At 71.8% G+C, this 18395-nt stretch carries 18 protein-coding genes and 1 pseudogene; 9 read left to right on the top strand and 10 right to left on the bottom strand.

Translation table 11 applies throughout. The annotated features are described in order from the left end of the window. Positions 1-63 precede the first annotated feature (63 nt). Together G567_RS0101335 and G567_RS35840 are read right to left on the bottom strand one after the other, a co-directional pair. On the bottom strand, positions 64-1455 hold the full coding sequence (locus tag G567_RS0101335; protein WP_051232025.1) for a DNA-binding protein: 1392 nt from the start codon (positions 1453-1455) through the stop codon (positions 64-66). Positions 1456-1539: 84 nt separating this feature from the next. Then, positions 1540-1998, bottom strand: coding sequence for a DoxX family protein (locus tag G567_RS35840; protein ID WP_028928546.1), 459 nt, complete (start codon positions 1996-1998; stop codon positions 1540-1542). Positions 1999-2226: 228 nt separating this feature from the next. Between G567_RS35840 and pgi the strand changes: the two genes are divergently transcribed. Continuing rightward, positions 2227-3906 carry a glucose-6-phosphate isomerase gene (pgi, locus tag G567_RS0101325; RefSeq protein WP_037055260.1) on the top strand — a complete coding sequence of 560 codons (1680 nt, stop codon included), beginning with the start codon at positions 2227-2229 and terminating at the stop codon, positions 3904-3906. Between the two features lie 13 nt (positions 3907-3919). Beyond that, a pseudogene (locus G567_RS36775) lies at positions 3920-4486 on the top strand (phosphatase PAP2 family protein); the annotation flags it as partial. Here the strand turns inward: G567_RS36775 and G567_RS32650 are convergent. From G567_RS32650 to G567_RS26125, 4 genes are all read right to left on the bottom strand, one after another. Then, complete coding sequence (locus tag G567_RS32650) at positions 4482-5363, bottom strand: DNA-formamidopyrimidine glycosylase family protein (protein ID WP_028928544.1); 882 nt, start codon at positions 5361-5363, stop codon at positions 4482-4484. The pseudogene G567_RS36775 and the gene G567_RS32650 sit on opposite strands and share 5 nt — an antisense overlap. Positions 5364-5395: 32 nt before the next feature. Next, positions 5396-5554, bottom strand: coding sequence for an ATP-binding protein (locus G567_RS35290; protein ID WP_211223808.1), 159 nt, complete (start codon positions 5552-5554; stop codon positions 5396-5398). A 197-nt stretch (positions 5555-5751) separates the two neighbouring features. Then, positions 5752-6984, bottom strand: coding sequence for a CoA transferase (locus G567_RS0101305; protein WP_028928542.1), 1233 nt, complete (start codon positions 6982-6984; stop codon positions 5752-5754). A gap of 115 nt (positions 6985-7099) precedes the next feature. Next, on the bottom strand, positions 7100-7756 hold the full coding sequence (locus tag G567_RS26125; RefSeq protein WP_051232022.1) for an alpha/beta fold hydrolase: 657 nt from the start codon (positions 7754-7756) through the stop codon (positions 7100-7102). Between the two features lie 138 nt (positions 7757-7894). Between G567_RS26125 and G567_RS0101295 the strand changes: the two genes are divergently transcribed. Both G567_RS0101295 and G567_RS0101290 read left to right on the top strand, forming a co-directional pair. Further along, complete coding sequence (locus G567_RS0101295) at positions 7895-8560, top strand: O-methyltransferase (RefSeq protein ID WP_028928541.1); 666 nt, start codon at positions 7895-7897, stop codon at positions 8558-8560. A gap of 53 nt (positions 8561-8613) precedes the next feature. Then, on the top strand, positions 8614-9771 hold the full coding sequence (locus G567_RS0101290) for an acyl-CoA dehydrogenase family protein (RefSeq protein WP_028928540.1): 1158 nt from the start codon (positions 8614-8616) through the stop codon (positions 9769-9771). Between the two features lie 438 nt (positions 9772-10209). Here G567_RS0101290 and G567_RS0101280 read toward each other — a convergent pair whose 3' ends face one another. Together G567_RS0101280 and ctaC are read right to left on the bottom strand one after the other, a co-directional pair. Continuing rightward, positions 10210-10608, bottom strand: coding sequence for a cytochrome c oxidase subunit 4 (locus G567_RS0101280; RefSeq protein WP_028928539.1), 399 nt, complete (start codon positions 10606-10608; stop codon positions 10210-10212). A 17-nt stretch (positions 10609-10625) separates the two neighbouring features. Further along, entirely contained in the window at positions 10626-11585 is a 960-nt protein-coding gene (ctaC, locus tag G567_RS0101275) for an aa3-type cytochrome oxidase subunit II (protein ID WP_028928538.1), read from the bottom strand. A gap of 176 nt (positions 11586-11761) precedes the next feature. Here ctaC and asnB point away from each other — a divergent pair, with 176 nt between their 5' ends. Continuing rightward, positions 11762-13702, top strand: a complete 1941-nt coding sequence (gene asnB, locus G567_RS0101270) for an asparagine synthase (glutamine-hydrolyzing) (protein WP_028928537.1) — start codon at positions 11762-11764, stop codon at positions 13700-13702. Between the two features lie 20 nt (positions 13703-13722). Here the strand turns inward: asnB and G567_RS0101265 are convergent, their stop codons facing one another. Both G567_RS0101265 and G567_RS0101260 read right to left on the bottom strand, forming a co-directional pair. After that, positions 13723-14661 carry a carbohydrate kinase family protein gene (locus G567_RS0101265; protein ID WP_051232103.1) on the bottom strand — a complete coding sequence of 313 codons (939 nt, stop codon included), beginning with the start codon at positions 14659-14661 and terminating at the stop codon, positions 13723-13725. A gap of 123 nt (positions 14662-14784) precedes the next feature. Beyond that, on the bottom strand, positions 14785-15150 hold the full coding sequence (locus G567_RS0101260; protein WP_028928535.1) for a HesB/IscA family protein: 366 nt from the start codon (positions 15148-15150) through the stop codon (positions 14785-14787). Positions 15151-15363: 213 nt separating this feature from the next. On the opposite strand from G567_RS0101260, the gene G567_RS0101255 reads away from it, so the two are divergent. From G567_RS0101255 to G567_RS0101240, 4 genes are read left to right on the top strand one after another with little or no spacing between them, the layout of a single operon-like run. Further along, positions 15364-16005 (top strand): DUF3043 domain-containing protein, encoded by a 642-nt coding sequence (locus tag G567_RS0101255; protein WP_028928534.1) that lies wholly within the window; start codon positions 15364-15366, stop codon positions 16003-16005. A gap of 20 nt (positions 16006-16025) precedes the next feature. Next, positions 16026-16559: a bifunctional adenosylcobinamide kinase/adenosylcobinamide-phosphate guanylyltransferase gene (locus G567_RS0101250; RefSeq protein WP_028928533.1), complete on the top strand. Its 534-nt coding sequence runs from the start codon at positions 16026-16028 to the stop codon at positions 16557-16559. Positions 16560-16579: 20 nt separating this feature from the next. Continuing rightward, entirely contained in the window at positions 16580-17632 is a 1053-nt protein-coding gene (locus G567_RS0101245; protein WP_028928532.1) for a nicotinate-nucleotide--dimethylbenzimidazole phosphoribosyltransferase, read from the top strand. Between the two features lies 1 nt (position 17633). Next, positions 17634-18395, top strand: a complete 762-nt coding sequence (locus G567_RS0101240) for an adenosylcobinamide-GDP ribazoletransferase (RefSeq protein WP_028928531.1) — start codon at positions 17634-17636, stop codon at positions 18393-18395.

Below are 18395 nucleotides of genomic sequence, written 5' to 3'. Positions count from 1 at the left end.
GAGCGGCGCAAGCGTCCCAGCGCGACGCTTGCGCCGCTCAAGCGCCGTCGCGTTCGAGCACCGTCAGATTCCCAGCCTCCGGCGCAGCTCCGCCGCCTGCCGTCGCGCCACCGGGATCCCCTCCCGGCCGTGATGCTGGGTGCTCACCGTGAGCGTGCCCTTGGAGAAGCCGCGCTCGACCTCCCTGATCCGATGGACCTTCACCAGGTAGCTCCGGTGAACCCGCAGGAAGCCGAACGGCTCCAGCTCCCGTTCGACGCTGTCCATCCCGCGCCCGGCGGCCCGCACCCGCCCCTGATCCGTGATCAGCCAGACCGCGTGCTTACTGGCTTCGGCGTAGCGGATCTCGGCCGGGACGAGAATGATGAGCCGCTCGTCGCGGATCCCGACGATGCGTTCCGGTCCGATACCGCTGGACCGCCGGGTCCCGCGCCCGATCGGCTCGCCGTCCGGGCGATCGGAGCCGACCAGCAGCAGCCCGATCAACCCGTTCGCCGAGACGATCGGACGCAGTTCGAACGTCGTCGTCTCCTCGGAGAGGAGATCGAGGTCGGCGACCCCCACCCAGCGGTGATCGGCCTGGACCCGCCCGACCGCCTCCCGCACGAGGTCGCGCAGCCCCGGCGCCGTGGGCTGCCACCGTTCACCGGGGTCGACAGCGGGGTGCACCGGGAGCTGACCGTTGCGGGCACGGGCGCGTTCGTTCGCGATCACGACCTGCCCCGCGGTATCGATGACCATGAGTGTCGCTCCTGGCGCGGCGGCCTGGGCCGCGACGAACGCCTCCACCAGCTGCATGCCATCACGGTCGGCGCGCAGCCGCAGGTCGCGGCGCAGCGGCGCCACCTCATGCTCGAGCAGGCGCGGCAGCGGACTCGGGAGGTCGGGGTCGAAAACGGAGACGTTCAGCACCGCGATGGGTTCGCCGCTGACCGGATCATCGATGGCGGTTCCGTTGCAGCTCCACCCGTGCAGCGCCGCGCACCAGTGCTCCGGCCCACGGACGGTCACCGGGCCGCGCCGCCCCAGTGCGGTTCCCATCCCGTTGGTCCCGGTTGCGCGCTCCGACCAGGTGAACAGCGGCGCGAGGTGGCTGTCGGCCGCGCGGCGCAGGATGTCACGCGGTCCCCATGCGCCGAGGATCTGCCCCGTGCCGTCGGTGACCGTGGTGAGGGCGCCATCCCCGCGCTCGGCGACCGACGCCGCCAGCCCGCCGAGCTGAGTCAGGATGCTGTCGTGCAGCAGCGAACCGGTGCCGGCGCCCACGGCGGGCGGTGGACTCGTGCGGATCGGGTCGACGCGGTAGAGATCGCGGCTGCGGTGCCAGGAGATCAGGATGACCGGTGGGATGCCGTCGACGTCATCGTCGCCCGCGACGAAACGCTCCCAAGCCGCGACGGTTCGGCGCACGCGGTCGGCGCTCCGCCGACCCGTCTGAATTGTCTCGGTGGCCATGTCGGCTCCTGCTCAAGAGCTCGACGGCCAGCCTGGCCTCGGCCGGAGCCGGGGTCAAGAGCATGTCCGGCACCGGCCGGTGGTTCAGGCGGGGATCGGCCGGCGGATCACCGCCGCGTCCCGAGCCCGGCGCAGCGCCAGCACGTGGTCGAGACTGATCCGGCCGGGACCGGTAGCCATCAGCCCCAGGGTCGCGGCGATGATCACGCCGACCAGCTCCCACCCACCGTCCGCGACGAAGATTCCCTTGGAGCCGTGTACGAACACGATCGCACCGACCATCACGAACACGAGGAACGATCCCGCGACAGGCATCTGCCAACCGACCACGAACAGCGCGGACGCGACGAACTCGACGACGATCGTGAACGACGCCGCCACGATCGCCAGCGGGATGCCGAACCGGTGGAAGACCACGGCGGTGTCGGAGACCCCCATCGTGAACAGCTTCTGCCACGCATGCGCAACCATGATCACGGCGATCGCCACGCGGGCCACGAGCAGCGCGACATCGCGGAACGGGCCGCTGAGCGAACGGGACATGACACCCTCCAGTGACGAGCGGTGACAGGGAAGCGCAGTCGAGTGACGCGAAGGAGGGCCCTATGGTTGCATGCTTCTCCGCCGAACGGGGGAAAATTGCGCCAATCGGACGTCGGAGCACGCTGAGCTGCCGATCGGATCACCCAGCGGTGTAACGCGTGAGACGAGCGGCAGCGACGGCGGGTCGGGGTTCCGCCCTCGACCGCGCAGGATGGGCATGATGAGATCGTGAGCTCCCACAGCAGCAGCGCAGCCGAGCATGCCGATATCACCGCCACCCGGGAGTGGTCCGCGCTCGTCGCGCACCATCGCGAGATCGCGCCGCTCCACCTGCGGGACCTGTTCGCCACCGACCCCGGCCGGGCCGAGGCGATGACCGCGACCGGCGCCGATCTGGTCCTGGACTACTCCAAGCACCGGATCACCCGCGACACGCTGTCGCTGCTGGTCGCGCTGGCCCACCGCGCCGGGCTGCCCGCCCGGATCGAGGCGATGTGCACCGGCGCGCACGTCAACACCAGCGAGGACCGCGCCGTGCTGCACACCGCGCTGCGGCTGCCCCGCGACGCCCGGCTGGTCGTCGACGGCCGCGACGTCGTCGCCGACGTGCACGCGGTGCTCGACCGGATGGCCGGCTTCGCCGAGGCGGTCCGCTCCGGAGCCTGGACCGGGCACACCGGGGAGCGGATCCGCACCGTGGTCAACATCGGGATCGGCGGCTCGGACCTGGGCCCGGTGATGGCGTATGAGGCGCTCAAGGACTATGCCCGGCGCGACCTGGAATGCCGGTTCGTCTCCAACATCGACCCCACCGACCTCGCCGAGACCCTCCGCGACCTCGACCCGGCCACCACCCTGTTCATCGTCGCGTCGAAGACCTTCACCACCCTGGAGACGCTGACCAACGCCGGCCACGCCCGCGCCTGGCTGCTGGCCGCCCTCGGCGACCAGGCCGCGGTGACCCGCCACTTCGTCGCGGTGTCGACCGATGCCGAGAAGGTGCGCGGGTTCGGCATCGACGAGGCCGCCATGTTCGGGTTCTGGGACTGGGTGGGCGGGCGCTACTCGCTCGACTCCGCGATCGGGCTGTCGCTGATGGTCGCGATCGGGCCCGCCCGGTTCGCCGAGTTCCTGGCCGGGATGCACGCGCTCGACCAGCATTTCCGCACCGCCCGGCTCGAGGCGAACCTACCGGTGATCGCCGGGCTGCTGGGCGTGTGGTATGCGAACTTCTTCGGCGCCGAGACCCACGCAGTGCTGCCCTACAGCCAGTACCTGCACCGGCTGCCCGCCTACCTGCAGCAGCTCACGATGGAGTCCAACGGCAAGTCGGTGCGCGGCGACGGGGTGCCGGTCAAGTCCGCGACCGGACAGATCTGGTGGGGCGAGCCGGGCACCAACGGCCAGCACGCCTTCTACCAGCTGCTGCACCAGGGCACCCGGCTGGTGCCGGCCGATTTCCTCGGCTTCGCCGAACCCCACCACGCGCTGCCCGGCGAGGGCGCGGCGGACATGCACGACCTGTTCATGGCCAACCTGTTCGCCCAGACCGCGGCGCTGGCGTTCGGCCGCACCGCGGAGGAGATCGCCGCCGAGGCCACCCCGGCCGCGCTGGTGGCGCACAAGGTGATGCCGGGCAACCGGCCCTCCTCGACGATCCTGGCCCCGAAGCTGACCCCGGCGGTACTGGGCCAGCTGATCGCGTTCTACGAACACGTCACGTTCGTGCAGGGCACCATCTGGGGCGTCGACTCCTTCGACCAGTGGGGCGTCGAGCGGGGCAAGGTGCTGGCCAACCGGCTCGTCCCGGTGCTCAGCCAGAACGGGCCGGACCCCGAGGACCTGGACGCCTCCACCGCCGCGCTCATCCGCCGCTACCGGGCGCTGCGCGGACGCACCACCCCGTAGCCGGCGCGTCCCGATGGCCTCTCGCCGCGGGCCGGCCCCGAGATCTGGGTTCCTCCTCGTCACCGCGCTCGCCGTCGCCGCGGCCTGGTTGCTGTGCTCCGGCGACAGCGGGACCGGCGCGGGGACGGCCGACGGGCCGGTGCTCGCCGACGTCCTGCGCATCCGCTCGCCGAACCTGACGATGGCGGCGATCGTGGTCACCACCCTCGGCAGCACGCTGGTGATGTCGCTGCTCGCGGTGCTGGCCGCGGGCCGGCTGTGGTTCCGCCACCCCCCGGTACACCGCGTCGACGCGGTGTACCTGGTGGTGGCCACGGCCGGGGCGAACGTGGTGTTCCAGACACTGAAGCTGATCTTCGGCCGCGTCCGCCCACCGGTCGCGGACCAGCTGGTCACCGAGACGAACCAGTCGCTGCCGTCCGGGCACGCCACGGTGTCGCTCGTGGTGATCGGTGCGCTGGTCGTACTGGCCTGGTCGAACCGGTCGATCGCGTACCGGGTGGCGATCGTCGCCGCCGCGGCGGTGTGGATCGTCGCGGTCGGCGCGAGCCGGGTGTATCTGGGCGTGCACTGGCTCACCGACGTTCTCGCCGGCTGGCTGGTCGGCGCGACCTGGCTGGCGCTGTGCACGACGCTGCGGCTGGCCTGGGCCAGGCCTGTTCGGCGCTGCACCACCACGTCGAACGGCCGCCGACGGAGCCGTGCGCCATCGAGGCGCCGCAGCGCGGGCAGGTGGCCCCGGCGTTCCGGTGCTCGATGATCGTGCCCGTATGCACGCCGCCGCCGGCGGTCGCCGCCGCCAACGCCGCCTGCAGGCTGCGGTGGAGCCGCTCGAGCTCGCCGGGCTTCAGCTCGTCGGCGGGCCTGGCCGGATGCACCCGCGCCTGCCAGAGCGTCTCGTCGGCGAGCAGGTTGCCGATCCCGGCCAGCACGCCCTGGTCGAGCAGGCGCGCCTTCACCGCGGATCTCCCGCGGCCGATCCGCTCGGCGAACTCGGCCGCGCCGATCTCCGCGGCGTCGGGGCCCAGCGCGTCGAGGTCGGGTTCGAGACGGACCCTGGCGAGTCTGCGCTTGTCGAACAGCCGCAGCTGCCCGCCGTCGGCGAAGGTGATGACGAACCGGTCCCATTCGGGCTTGGCCGGCTGCCGGTCGGGACGCTCGGGCTCGCCGCCGCCGCGCACCCCGTCGTCGCCGCTGACGATGATCCGCCCGCTCATTCCGAGGTGGATCCCCAGCCGCGGGCCGGATTCGCCCGCGCCGTCCTCGGTCTCGCACCACATCGTCTTGCCGCGCCGGTGGGCCGCGACGAGCCTGCCACCGGCCAGCGCGCCGGCGATCTCCCCGGGCCGGTGCGGGCGGCAGACCCATTCGTCGGTGTCGTCGACGGCGGCGATCTCACGATGCAGCGCGCAGCGCAGCACCTGGCGCGCGCTCTCCACCTCCGGTAGCTCGGGCATGCCTCCAGTCTGGCGTCACCCAGCGGTGGGGCTCAGGCTCGCAGCCAGGTCAGAACGGCCATGACGCGTCGGTGATCGTCACTCGACGGCGGCAGCCCGAGTTTGCCGTGAGCATCGTCGGCCCGCACGAGCACCGTGGCCTGCGACGCGCCGGAATCCTTGGCCACGTTGGTGAGCGCCTCGGTGACCACGAAGTTGGCGGTGTTCCCCAACGCGGCGGTAGGGCAAACCCGGACCGCTCCCTCCCGCCCGGTCGCGAGACCACCGTCGCTGGGCTGTGCGGAGCCGGGCGGGAGGGAGCGCGAAGATCATCGCCGATGCCCCGGCCGCGGCGGCGGCGGGGTGCCCCACCGGGAGCTGAGCCGCCCGGCCGCTACTGCACCGGTCCTTACTGGGCGTTGCCGCGGATCACGCCGCGGGAATGCAGGTCGGCGAGCTCGGCCGTCGACAGCCCGAGGCCGCCCAGCACGCTGTCGGTGTGCTCGCCCAGCACCGGCGCGCGCACCGGTTCCCGGGTGGCGCCCTCGATCGCCACCGGCAGGCCGGGCGCGAGGTGGCGGCCAACCCCGGGCTGGTCGACGACGCCCATCATCGGGTTCTCCGCAACCATCGCCCGGCTGGGGCTGTCCTCCGTCACCAGCTCGGCGAACGTGTTGTAGGTCGACCAGAGCAAGGAGGTGCCGGTCAGCGCAGTCTTCACGTCGACGAGATCGGTGCGCGAGAACCACCGCGAGAGCAGCCCGGCGAGCACCTCGCGGTACTCGAAGCGGTCGTCCTCGGTCGAGAAGTCGACGCCGAGACTCTTCTCCAGCGCGTCGACGACGTCGACGAGGTCGGTGGCGACGAGCAGGTCGGCCCAATGCCGCTTGGTCAGCGCGACGACCATCACCCGGCCGCCGTCGCGGGTGGTGAAGTCGCGCGCGAACCCGCCGTAGAGGTAGTTGCCGTACCGTCGCCGGACCACCCGGTTGATCTGTGCCTCGGCGAGGAAGCCGAGATTTCCGGCGGCCGCGAGCGCCACGTCGTAGAGCGCGACGCTCATCCGCTGGCCGCGCCCGGTCACCCGGCGCTGCCGGTCGGCGCCGAGGATTCCCAGCGCGGAGTACAGCCCGCAGGCGATGTCCCAGGCCGGCAGCACATGGTTGACCGGGTCGGCGTGCCCTTCGGGGCCGGTCACCATCGGGAACCCGATCGCGGCATTGACCGTGTAGTCCACCGCGGGGGTGCCGTCGTAATGGCCCTCGATCTGCACGTGGATGAGGTCGGGGCGGTGCTCGACCAGGGCGTCGTACTCCAGCCACCGCCGGCCGACCGCATTGGTCAGCACGATCCCGCCGTCCGGCCCGGAGTCGGTGACCAGCCGGGTGACCAGCGCCCGTCCCTCGGTGGACCGGAAGTCCACCGACACCGACTTCTTCCCCTTGTTCAGCCCGGCCCAGTACAGCGAGGTACCCGACGGGGCCAGCGGCCAGCGGCGGTGGTCCGGCGCCCCGCCGATCGGGTCGACCCTGATCACCTCCGCGCCGAGCTGGGCGAGCGTCATCCCGCCCAGCGGCGCCGCGACGAAGGAGGACACCTCGACGACGCGCATCCCGGCGAGGGGCAGGGGCTGTTCGAGCATTCGGCGACTCCCGATCTGCCGTGGATCTCTGGGCGACTACGGTAGCGCCGCCGCGTCATGGAGCCATAACGCGCTCCGGGCCCGAGCCTTCCCCGCGTTATGGAGCCATAACGCGCTACGCGCCCGCGCTGAGATCGCGGAGATCGGTGAGGAAGCCCAGCAACCGGCGGGGGAACACGTCGTTGTCGTCGCCGGCGACCATATGCCCGGTCCCGGAGACATCCACATGCCCGGTCCCGGAGACATCCACGTGCTGTGCGCCGGGGATGAGTTCCAGCAGCTCGGCGACGCCCTCGTCACTGACGATGTCGGACTGCTCCCCGCGGACCAGCAGCGTCGGCACCCGCACCCGCGCCGCGGCAGCACGCGCCTGTTCGTGCGTCGCGGCCCTGGCCGGTTCGCCGTCGATGCGCAGGAACGCGGGATCCCAGTGCCAGTACCAGCGGCCGTCCTCGTGCAACCGGACGTTCTTGCGCAGCCCCTCGGGGCTGGGCGGCCGGGTGCGGTGCGGGTTGTAGGCGCGCACCGCCTCGGCGACCTCCTCGAGCGAGCCGAACCCGTTCGGGTCGCCGGTCATGAACGCTTTGATCCGCTCGATCCCACCGGGTCCGACCCGGGGCACGATGTCCACCAGGATCAGCGCGCGGGCGAGGTCGCCACGATCGCTCTGCCCGAACAGCGAGGTCATCCCGCCCATCAAGGCACCGGCCAGCACCGGCCGCTCGCCGAGTGCGGCGACGACCGCGACGAGGTCATCGACCAGGGCGGCCATCCCGTAGTCGCCGTCCGGTGAAGCTCGGCGCCCGCTTCTCGCGCTGCGCCGCGAGTCCCTCCTGCATCCGGCAGACCGAACCCGTAGAACTCCAGCGCCCGTCACGCCGGTCCGGGAATCGAGTGACAAGCTGGAGGGATGAGTGACGAGCAGGAACGCTGGAGCGCCGTCGACGATTACATCAGCGGGCTCCTCGTCGGCCCCGACCCGGCGCTGGACTCCGCCCTGGAGGCCAACGCCCGCGCCGGCCTGCCGGCCATCGACGTCTCGCCCGCACAGGGCAAGCTGCTGCACCTGCTGGCACGCGCCATCGGCGCCCGCAGCATCCTCGAGATCGGCACCCTCGGCGGCTACAGCACGATCTGGCTCGCCGGTGCGCTGCCGGCCGAGGGGCGACTGGTCACCCTCGAACGTTCCCCGGTGCACGCGAAGGTGGCCCGGGAGAACATCGACCGGGCCGGCCTCGGCGAGTTCGTCGAGGTCCGTGAGGGTCCGGCGCTGGAGAGCCTCCCGCAGCTGTCCGGCCCGTTCGACTTCGTGTTCGTCGATGCCGACAAGCCGTCGAACCCCGAGTACTTCCAGTGGGCGCTGCGCCTGTCCCGGCCCGGCAGCGTGATCGTCGTGGACAACGTCATCCGCGGCGGCCGGGTTCTCGAGTCGGACAGTGACGACGCCGCCGTGCAGGGCACCCGCCGGTTCACCGAGATGCTCGCCACCGAGCCCAGGGTGAGCGCGACGGAGATCCAGACCGTCGGCAGCAAGGGTCACGACGGCTTCGCGCTCGCGGTGGTGCTCGACGGCTGACCGTCGGCCGCGGGTGCCCCGCAACCCCCGGTTTCCGAGAGAGAAGAGATCGCGTGGACCCTTCAGACCTGGCCGATGTGCTGGCCTCCGTGCGCGAGTTCATCCGGGCCGAGGTCGTCCCGCTCGAGGAGGAGATCGACGAGCGGAACGAGATTCCCACCCGGCTCGTCGAACAGTGCAAGTCGATGGGGCTGTACGGCTTCGCCATTCCGGAGCAGCACGGCGGCCTCGGCCTGAACACCACCGAGGAGGTCCGGCTCGTCTTCGAGCTCGGCTGGACGACGCCGGCGCTGCGGTCGCTGTTCGGCACGAACAACGGGATCGCCGGGCATGTGCTGCTGGAGGGCGGGAGCGAGGAACAGAAGAAGACCTGGCTGCCCCGGCTGGCCTCCGGTGAGATCACCGCCTCGTTCGGACTTACCGAGGCCGACGCGGGCTCCGACCCGTCCTCGCTGACGACAACGGCCCGCCGCGATGGCTCGGACTGGGTCATCAACGGCGCCAAGCGTTACATCACGAACGCCCCCACCGCCGACGTGATCATGGTGTTCGCCCGCACCAACCCCGACGTTCCGGGCAACCGCGGCATCTCCGCGTTCCTCGTCCCCGCCGACGCACCCGGGCTCTCGATCGGCCCGAAGGACCACAAGATGGGTCAGTTCGGCGCCTGGACCGCCGATGTCTACCTCGACGACGTGCGGATGCCCGCCGACGCCGTGATCGGTGGCGCCGACGGCATCGACAACGGGTTTCGCATCGCGGCCAAATGCCTGGCCCACGGCCGCGTCCATATCGCCGCACTGTGCGTCGGGATGGCGAACCGGCTGGTGCACGAATCGGTCACCTTCGCGCAGACCCGGCAGGCCGGTGGCCGGCCGATCGCGAGGTTCCAGCTGGTCCAGGGCCTGATCGCCGACTCGGTCACCGACTGCTACGCCGGCCGGGCACTGGTTGTCGAAACCGCGAGAGCCTTCGACGACGGCACCGACAGGATCGCCGGTCCCGCGGCGGCGAAGTACTTCTGCTCGGAGATGGTCGGGCGCGTCGCCGACCGCGCCGTACAGGTCCACGGCGGCGCCGGGTACATGCGCGGAGTCGCGGTCGAGCGGTTCTACCGCGACGCCCGGCTCTTCCGCATCTACGAGGGCACCAGCCAGATCCAGCAGGTCATCATCGCGCGCAACGCCCTCGGCGAGGCCGCCCGCGGGTAGCCGCACCCGGGACGGGGCAGGGCGGGCGCCGGAGCATGATGATCGGGTGCACACCGACCTGCGCCTGCGCGCCGCCACCGCGGACGACTGGTCGGCCATCTGGCCGATCTGGCACCGCGTCGTGGCCGCGGGCGAGACCTACGTCTGGGATCCGGCGACCGACGAGAAGACCGCCCGCACCACGTGGATGGCCCCGCCGCCCGCCGCTGTGTTCGTCGCCGAGCACGTCCTCGACGAGGCCCGCCGCCGCGGCTACCGGGCGATGCAGTTCAACGCCGTGGTGGAGGTGAACTCGCGGGCCATCGCGCTGTGGCAGTCGCTCGGTTTCCGCATCATCGGCACGGTTCCCGGTGCGTTCCGGCACCCGGTGCCGGCGAGGTGGGGTTGCACATCATGTACCGGCCCCTCTGACCCTCGCCGGGCGGCGTGGTGCCCCTCTCAGTGCTTCGCGGGCCGGATGTGGTACTCGAAGACCAGCCCACCGACCGCGATGAACACGGTGATCCATGCGATCACCAGCAGCCAGATGTACCAGAAGGCCAGCGCGATCCCGACCAGCGCACACGACGCGGCCAGCGCGATCGGCCAGTAGCTTCCCGGCGGGAAGAAGCCGACGTCACCGGCCCCGTCCGAGACCTCCGCGTCGGGGTTGTCCTCGGGGCGGGCCTCCAGCCGGCGGGACACGAACCGGAAGTACGTGCCGATGATCATCGCCAGGCCGCCGGTGAGGAACAGCGCGGCAATCCCGACCGGTTCCTTCGCGAAGATCGCGTAAATGGTCCCCGCCACGAAGAAGAAGACCATAATGAGCTCGAAGATCCGTGATTCGACCTTCATCTGTGTCAGCTCCTCCGTCAGCCGCTGGTCCGAAGCGACGCCGAACGCTGGGTCCGGTCGGTCGCGAACGGGTAGGTGGTGATGGCCTCCGGCGCGCACCACTCGCCGCAGTCGAGGGCCGCCAAGGCCTCCCCGTTGGTGTACGGCGCCCCGGTCGCCGGGTTGACCTGGCTGCGCAGTCCGATGTAGCGGTCGTACAGCGCCGGCTCGATCGCCCGGACCTCGAAGTTCATAGCCGAGTGGTACGCACCGCACAGCTCGGCGCAACGCCCGACGAACGCGCCCTCGCGATCGATCTTGTCGATCACGAACGCCTTATCGGTGTCGTTCTTGTCCGGAACCGGGAAGACGTCGCGCTTGAACAGGAACTCCGGCACCCAGAAGCTGTGCACGACATCCTCGGACTCCAGGGTGAACTCGACGCTGCGGTCGGTCGGCAGCACCAGAACCGGAATCGTCGAGGACGTACCCAGCGTCTCGATCGGGCCACCCGCCGGGGTGCTGGTGCCGGTGTAGTCGAACCGCCAGTTCCACTGGAACGCGGTCACCGCGACCCGCACATCCGGGTTCGGCTCGTCCCGGTCCACGTAGTTCTGCACGTTCACGGTGAAACCGAACAGCACCGCCACGATGATCGTGGGCACGATCGTGAAGACGAGTTCGACGGGCAGGTTGTACTGGGTCTGACGGGGCGGGGTGTCGTCGTCACCCTTGCGCTTGCGGTGGAAGGCCACCGCCCAGAACATCGCACCCCAGGTGATGGCGCCCACGATCAGTGCCGCGACGGCCGACCAGGTCCAGAAGGTTTGCATCGCCCTGGCCTGCGGGGTGACACCCTCCGGCCAGCCGAAGCGGAGCACCTCCTCGACCGAGCAGCCCGTCGTCAGCGGGATGACCAGGGCGCCCAACCCGGCCAGCTTCGCCGCACGCTTCCAACCGGTGCGGCGGCGGTCTGCCCCGCGTTGTGCTCGGCCCACTGCTCGCCGCCTTCCTGCTTTGGTACCCATGGCTCACGCGCTCCTGACCAGCCCATGGCCGAGTCCGTGCGCGCACGTTCTTCGACCCGGCGTAGAGAGTAACTGAGCTGATCGCAGATTCACCGCTCAGGGTGCTGTCGCCGGGTCCGCGGGAGGCGTCGGCATACTGGCTCGCTGTGTGCGGACTGCTGGGGCTGCTGACCGCCGGGGCGGATGCCGCCGACCGGGCTGAACCGATCAATTCGATCAGCGCTGCCCTGCGCTGCATGCGTCACCGCGGGCCGGACGAGAGCGGAACCTGGAACGACGCCGACGTGGTGTTCGGCTTCAACCGGCTGTCGATCATCGATGTCGACCGGTCGCACCAGCCACTGCACTGGACCCCCGGGCCCGGGCAGGACGTCCGTTACACGATCGTCTTCAACGGCGAGATCTACAACTATCTCGAGCTGCGGGCCGAGCTCGCGCAGCGCCACGGCGCGAGGTTCACCACCCACGGCGACACCGAGGCCATCGTCGCCGCCTACCACCACTGGGGGCCCGCGGCGGTCTCCCGGCTGCGCGGGATGTTCTCGTTCCTGATCTGGGACGCCCAGGAGCGGGTGCTGTTCGGCGCACGGGATCCGTTCGGGATCAAGCCGCTGTTCCTGGCCACCGGGCCGGCCGGTACGGCGTTCGCGAGCGAGAAGAAGAGCCTGCTCGCGCTGGCGCCGTCGCTGGGGTTGACCAGCGATCTCGACCCCGCCGCGCTCCAACACTATCTGCTGCTGCAGTACGTTCCCGAGCCTGCCACGCTGCATCGGGCGATCCGCCGCGTCGAGTCCGGCACGCACGTGACCCTCCGCCCCGGCGGTGAGGTGGAGCACGAACGCTACTTCACCCCGACCTTCCGCGCCGGCTCCGGATCCGGCGCGGGAGTGCACGCCCGGATCGCCGGCGCGCTGCGCGACTCCGTGGCCAAGCACATGCGCGCGGACGTGACCGTCGGGGCGTTCCTGTCCGGCGGCATCGACTCGACGGCGATCGCCGCGCTGGCCAAGGAGCACAACCCGGACCTGATCACGTTCACCACAGGGTTCGAGCGCGAGGGATACTCCGAGGTCGACGTCGCGGCCGAATCCGCCGCCGCGATCGGGGTCCGGCACGTCGTGCGCACCGTCAAGGCCGACGAGATGATGGACGCGCTGCCGCTCATCGTGTGGTATCTCGACGACCCGGTCGCCGACCCCGCGCTCGTCCCGCTGTGGTTCATCGCCAGGGAGGCCCGCCAGCACGTCAAGGTCGTGCTGTCCGGGGAGGGCGCCGACGAGTTGTTCGGCGGGTACACGATCTACCGGGAGCCGCTCTCGCTCGCCCCGTTCGAGCGGATGCCCGGTTCCCTGCGCGGGCTGCTGGGCCGGGCGTCGACCCGGCTCCCCGACGGAATGCGCGGCAAGGACCTGCTGCGCCGCGGGGCGCTGTCGCTGGAGCAGCGGTACTACGGCAACGCGCGGATCTTCCGCGACGACCAGCTCGCCGGAGTGCTGCGGCAGTACGACCCGCGGCGCTCGCACACCGACATCACCGCGGCACACTATGCGGACTCCGCGGGCTGGGACGACCCGGTCGCCCGGATGCAGCACGTCGACCTGTTCACCTGGCTGCGCGGCGACATCCTGGTCAAGGCCGACAAGATGACCATGGCCAACTCCCTGGAGCTGCGGGTCCCGTTCCTCGATCCCGAGGTGTTCGCGGTCGCGTCCGGGTTGCCGCTGGCCGAGAAGCTGACCGGCTCCGACCGCAACGGCACCACCAAGTACGCGCTGCGCCGGGCGCTGGCGGGCATCGTCCCCGGGCACGTGCTGAACCGCCGCAAGCTGGGTTTCCCGGTGCCGATCCGGCTGTGGCTGCGCGAGGAGATGTATCCCTGGGCTCGCGACATCATCCGCGACTCCCAGGCCGACCACCTCGTCGACCTCGCGGCGGTGCAGCGGATGCTCGATGCGCACCGCGAGGGCCCGATCGACCACAGCCGGCGGATCTGGACGCTGCTGGTGTTCCTGCTCTGGCACGGGATCTTCGTGGAACAGCGGATCCGCCCGGAGATCCCCGCCCCCATATACCCGGTCAAGCTCTAACCCGCGGGTCGCGGGGAGGGTCAGACGGTGGGAAGGGCCGAGGCGATCTCCTCGGCGGCGGCGGGGCCGTAGGCGCCGGCGAGCCGCTCGAGTCCCCGGTCGCGCTCCCAGCGCCACTCCTGGGCGCCATCGGTCTCCAGCACGATGACGGCGATGAGCGAACCGAGCTGCGCCGCCCGCTCATGGCCGAGGCCGCGGGCGACCCCGGCGAGGAAACCGGCCCGGAACGCATCCCCGACACCGGTGGGATCGACCTTGGCGGTCTCGGACACGACGCCGATCTTGAGCTCGCTGCCGTCGCGGGCGACGATCTGCACGCCGTGCTCGCCGAGCGTGGTGATCCGGGTCTCGACCTTCTCCTGCACCTGCTCCGCGGTCCAGCCCGTCTTGTGCAGCAGCAGGCCCCACTCGTAGTCGTTGGTGAGCAGGTACGTCGCGCCCTCGACCAGGCGGCGGATCTGCGGGCCGTCCATCCGGGCCAGCTGCTGGGACGGGTCGGCGGCGAACGCGAACCCGCGCTGACGGCACTCGTCGGTGTGCCGCAGCATCGCCTCGGGGTCGTTGGCCCCGATCAGCACGAGGTCCAGGTTGCCGACGCGCTCGGCGACCGGGCCGAGCTCGATATCGCGCGCACGGGCCATCGCGCCGGCGTAGAACGACGCGATCTGGCACATGTCGTCGTCGGTCGTGCAGACGAACCGGGCGGTGTGCACGTCGTCGTGAACGTGCACGCCGGAACAGTCGACGCCGTGCCGCTCCAGCCACGAGCGGTAGTCCGCGAAGTCCATGCCCACCGCCCCCACCAGCACGGGACGCAACCCGAGGACGCCCAGGGCGTAGGAGATGTTGCCGGCCACCCCTCCGCGCTTGACCACCAGATCGTCGACGAGGAAGCTCAGCGACACCCGCTTCAGCTGCTCGGCCAGCAACTGATCGTTGAACTTCCCGGGGAAGTGCATCAGGTGGTCGGTGGCAATGGAACCGGTGACGGCGATACGCACAGCGAATCATGTTACCCGCACAGGCGAGGAACCCCCTGGACTCCGGTGGGACCAGGGGGTTCGGTCGTCCTCAGGGTCGGATCAGTTGAACGAGTCGCCGCAGGCGCACGAGCCGCCGGCGTTGGGGTTGTCGATGGTGAAACCCTGCTTCTCGATCGTGTCGACGAAGTCGATGACCGCACCCTGCACGTACGGCGCGCTCATCCGGTCGACACCGACCTTGAGCCCCTGGAAGTCGCGGAAGAGATCGCCATCGAGGGTGCGGTCGTCGAAGAACAGCTGGTAGCGCAGGCCGGCGCAGCCTCCGGGCTGCACGGCGATGCGCAGGTGCATGTCGTCGCGACCCTCCTGCTCCAAGAGGTTGCGAGCCTTGAGCGCGGCGGCGTCGGTCAGCTCGACACCGTGGGTCTCGATGGCGTCGGTCTGGACGGAGTTATCGACGGTCATGACTCTCCCAACAACCCGCGAGGCTGTGCGGATTCCATAGCGCTGATTCCAGTGCGGTTCGCTCGTCGTCCAGTGTAGGCCCTACCGCCGGAACCGTTCGCCCGACAGCGGCAACCGACCCCGCTCCGGTGATCGGCACCACCACGGTAACCCCCGGAGCGGCCGGCGCAACCTCCTGCATCTGCCGCACGTCAACGCCCGTAGGCTGTGTTCGTGAGGTTCCTGCGCCGTTCCGACCAGAACACCGCCGCGGGGAGCAGCGACGCGTCCGAGCAGGCTCAGGACACCGGTCCGGCGAGCGACGGCAGCCGCACCCCCGGCAAGGGCCGGCCGACGCCGAAGCGGCGTGAGGCCGAGACCAGGCGTCGTGGCCCGGCGCCGCCCCCGCCGCGCACCCAGCGGGAGGCCGCCCGGTACGCCCGGGCCAACCGTCCCGACAAGCACGAACGCCGTAGGCTGGCCGCCGAGCGGCGGGCCCGGATGGACGCCGGCGACGACCGGGTCCTGCTGCCGCGTGACCGCGGCCCGGTCAAGGCCCACATCCGCGACCTCGTCGACTCCCGGCCCCACCTGATGGGGCTGTTCATGCCGCTCGCCCTGGTGGTGCTGATCTCGGTGCTGCTGCCGATCCCGTCCGCCCAGCAGTACCTGAGCCTGTTCAGCCTGATCGTGCTGCTCTCGATGATCATCGAGGGCGTGCTGCTGGGGCGGCGCATCACCCGCAAGGTGCGCGCGAAGTTCCCGGACGAGGCGGTCAGCGGCCTGGGCACGGGCTGGTACGCCTTCACCCGGGCCAGCCAGCTACGCAAGCTGCGGGTGCCCAAGCCGCGGGTGCAGCGCGGCGCGAACCCGTAGTGCCGCGACGTGGGCGACTCGTGACCGCTTCCCCCCACCGCACCCTGGTGCTGGGCGGCGCTCGCTCGGGCAAGTCGCGCTACGCCGAGGACCTGCTGCCCGACGACGCCCCGGTACGCTACTGCGCGACCGCCCGGCGGGATGACGACGACGCCGAGTGGGCGGCCCGCATCGCGGTCCACCGGTCCCGCCGCGCGGCCGCCTGGACCACCGTGGAGGACCCCGACCTGGTCGCGGAGCTGCGCGGGACCGGACCGTTGATCATCGATGACGTCGCGACGTGGCTGACCGGTGTCCTCGACGACGCCGGGGCGTGGGAGCTGCCGGAGGCGCCGGCCACGGTCGGGGAACGGGTCGACGCCCTGGTGGCCGCGGTCGCGGCCTGCCCCGGCCGGGCCGTGCTGGTGTCCGCCGAGGTCGGCCTGGGCGTGGTGCCCGCGACCCGGGCCGGCCGGCTGTTCCGGGACGAGCTGGGCGCCGCGAACGCCGCACTGGCCATGGTCTGTGACGAGGTGTTGCTGTTCGTGGCCGGGTTGCCGCTTCGGCTGAAGTAGCGGCGGGGTAGGAAGGCGCCGTGGACGCCCTCGCTCTCCCCGCCGTTCCCGCCCCGGACGTCGAGGCCCGGCGCGCCGCCGTCGCACGGCACGGCTCGCTCGCGGTCCCCGCCGGCGGGCTCGGCCGGCTCGCCGAGCTCGGCTGCTGGCTCGCGGCCGCCCAGGGCGCCTGCCCGCCGCGGCCGCCGGCCCGGGCCCGGGTGGTGGCGGTGGCCGCCGATCACGGGATCGCCGAGGCCGGGGTGTCGGCCTACCCGCCGGGCACCACGGCGCGCCAGGTCGCGGTCGCCCGCGAGCAGGCCCTCCCGGTGAGCGTGCTGGCCCCGGTCGCCGCGGCGTCGGTGCGGGTCGTCGATGTCGCGCTGGACACCGAACCGGGCGAGGGCCGCTACCGGGTCCGGCGCGGATCCGGCCGGATCGACCGGGTCGATGCGCTGACCGCACTGGAGACCACCACCGCCCTGACGATCGGGCGCACGCTCGTCGACGAGGAGGTCGACGCCGGCGCCGACCTGCTCATCCCGGCCGCGCTCGGGATCGGGGCGACCACTCCGGCATCGACGCTGGTCGCGGCGGTGACGGGGACCGAGCCGGTGGCCGTGGTCGGACGCGGCAGCGGGATCGACGACACCGCTTGGATGCGCAAGGCCGCCGCGATCCGCGACGCGCTGCGCCGCACCCGCCCGCACCGCGACGACCCGCTCGCGCTGCTGCGCGCCGCGGGCGGTGCCGATCTCGCGGCGCTCACCGGGTTCCTCGTGCAGGCCGCGCTGCGCCGCACCCCGGTGCTGTTCGACGGGCTGGTGGTCGGCGCCGCCGCGCTGCTGGCCGAGCGGCTCGCGCCCGGCGCCCGCGAGTGGTGGCTGGTGACCCAGCGCTCCCCCGAACCGGCGATGGCCCTCGTGCTCGACCGGCTGCGGCTGCGCCCGGTCCTCGACCTGCAGCTGCGGCTCGACGACGGGACCGGCGCGCTCGCGGTGCTTCCGCTGCTGCAGATGGCGGCTCGGCTACTCGCCGAGACCGCGACCATGGCCGACAGCGGGATCGTGCCGGTCGGCGGCGGGCGCGGCTGAGATGCGCGGGCTCGCGCTGGCGCTGAGCTGGCTGACCGTGCTCCCGGTGCGGGCGGTGCCGCTCGGGTCCGCACTCGACCCGCGGACGGCCGCCGCGGCGATCCGGTGGGCACCCGTGGTCGGCGGGTTGATCGGCGGCGGCACCGGCGCGGTCGTGCTGGGGCTCACCGCCGCCGGCGTCCCGCCGCTGGTCGGCGGGTTGCTGGCGGCCGGGGCCGCCGCACTGGCCACCCGCGGCATGCACCTCGACGGGCTGGCCGACACCGCGGACGGGCTGGGCTGCTACGGCCCGCCGGAACGCGCGCTGACGGTCATGCGCGAGGGCGGCGCCGGGCCGTTCGCCGTGGTCACGCTGCTCGTGGTGGTGGGAACCCAGGCGGCGGCGCTGGCGGCGTTGGCCACGGCACCCGTTGCCACGCTGCTCGCGGCCGCCGGGCTCTCCGGGGCGGTCGGGCGGGCCGGGTTCGCGTGGTGCGCGCGGCGCGGCGTCCCGGCCGCCCGGCCCGGCGGGCTGGGTTCGACGGTCGCCGGGTCGCAGCCGGTCTGGGTCGCCGTGGCGTGGTGGGCGGTGCTGGCCTGCGCCGCGGCGTTCGCCGTGCCCGGCCGATGGCTCGGGCCGCTCGCGGTCGGGCTGGCCGCGGTGCTCGTCGTCGGCCTTTCCTGGCACACCCGGCGCCGTTTCGGCGGGATGACCGGCGATGTGCTGGGCGCGGCGTCCGAACTCGGCGGCACCGCCGCACTGGTCGTGCTCGCCACCGGATAG

Origin of the sequence: Pseudonocardia asaccharolytica DSM 44247 = NBRC 16224, from assembly GCF_000423625.1 — a bacterium.
Taxonomy (GTDB): Bacteria; Actinomycetota; Actinomycetes; order Mycobacteriales; family Pseudonocardiaceae; genus Pseudonocardia; species Pseudonocardia asaccharolytica.
Note: the sequence above shows the minus strand (reverse complement) of the source record. Positions and strands in the feature narration are given on the sequence as shown.

What these genes read in the sequence shown, in the direction of transcription:
- G567_RS0101265 (WP_051232103.1), bottom strand. Translation starts at nt 14,661, where the DNA reads ATGCACTTCCCCGGGAAGTTCAACGATCAGTTGCTGGCCGAGCAGCTG.
- G567_RS0101240 (WP_028928531.1), top strand. Translation starts at nt 17,634, where the DNA reads ATGCGCGGGCTCGCGCTGGCGCTGAGCTGGCTGACCGTGCTCCCGGTG.
- G567_RS26125 (WP_051232022.1), bottom strand. Translation starts at nt 7,756, where the DNA reads ATGGCCGCCCTGGTCGATGACCTCGTCGCGGTCGTCGCCGCACTCGGC.
- G567_RS0101335 (WP_051232025.1), bottom strand. Translation starts at nt 1,455, where the DNA reads ATGGCCACCGAGACAATTCAGACGGGTCGGCGGAGCGCCGACCGCGTG.
- G567_RS35840 (WP_028928546.1), bottom strand. Translation starts at nt 1,998, where the DNA reads ATGTCCCGTTCGCTCAGCGGCCCGTTCCGCGATGTCGCGCTGCTCGTG.
- G567_RS0101305 (WP_028928542.1), bottom strand. Translation starts at nt 6,984, where the DNA reads ATGCTCGAACAGCCCCTGCCCCTCGCCGGGATGCGCGTCGTCGAGGTG.
- G567_RS0101280 (WP_028928539.1), bottom strand. Translation starts at nt 10,608, where the DNA reads ATGAAGGTCGAATCACGGATCTTCGAGCTCATTATGGTCTTCTTCTTC.
- G567_RS0101295 (WP_028928541.1), top strand. Translation starts at nt 7,895, where the DNA reads ATGAGTGACGAGCAGGAACGCTGGAGCGCCGTCGACGATTACATCAGC.
- G567_RS32650 (WP_028928544.1), bottom strand. Translation starts at nt 5,363, where the DNA reads ATGCCCGAGCTACCGGAGGTGGAGAGCGCGCGCCAGGTGCTGCGCTGC.
- G567_RS0101260 (WP_028928535.1), bottom strand. Translation starts at nt 15,150, where the DNA reads ATGACCGTCGATAACTCCGTCCAGACCGACGCCATCGAGACCCACGGT.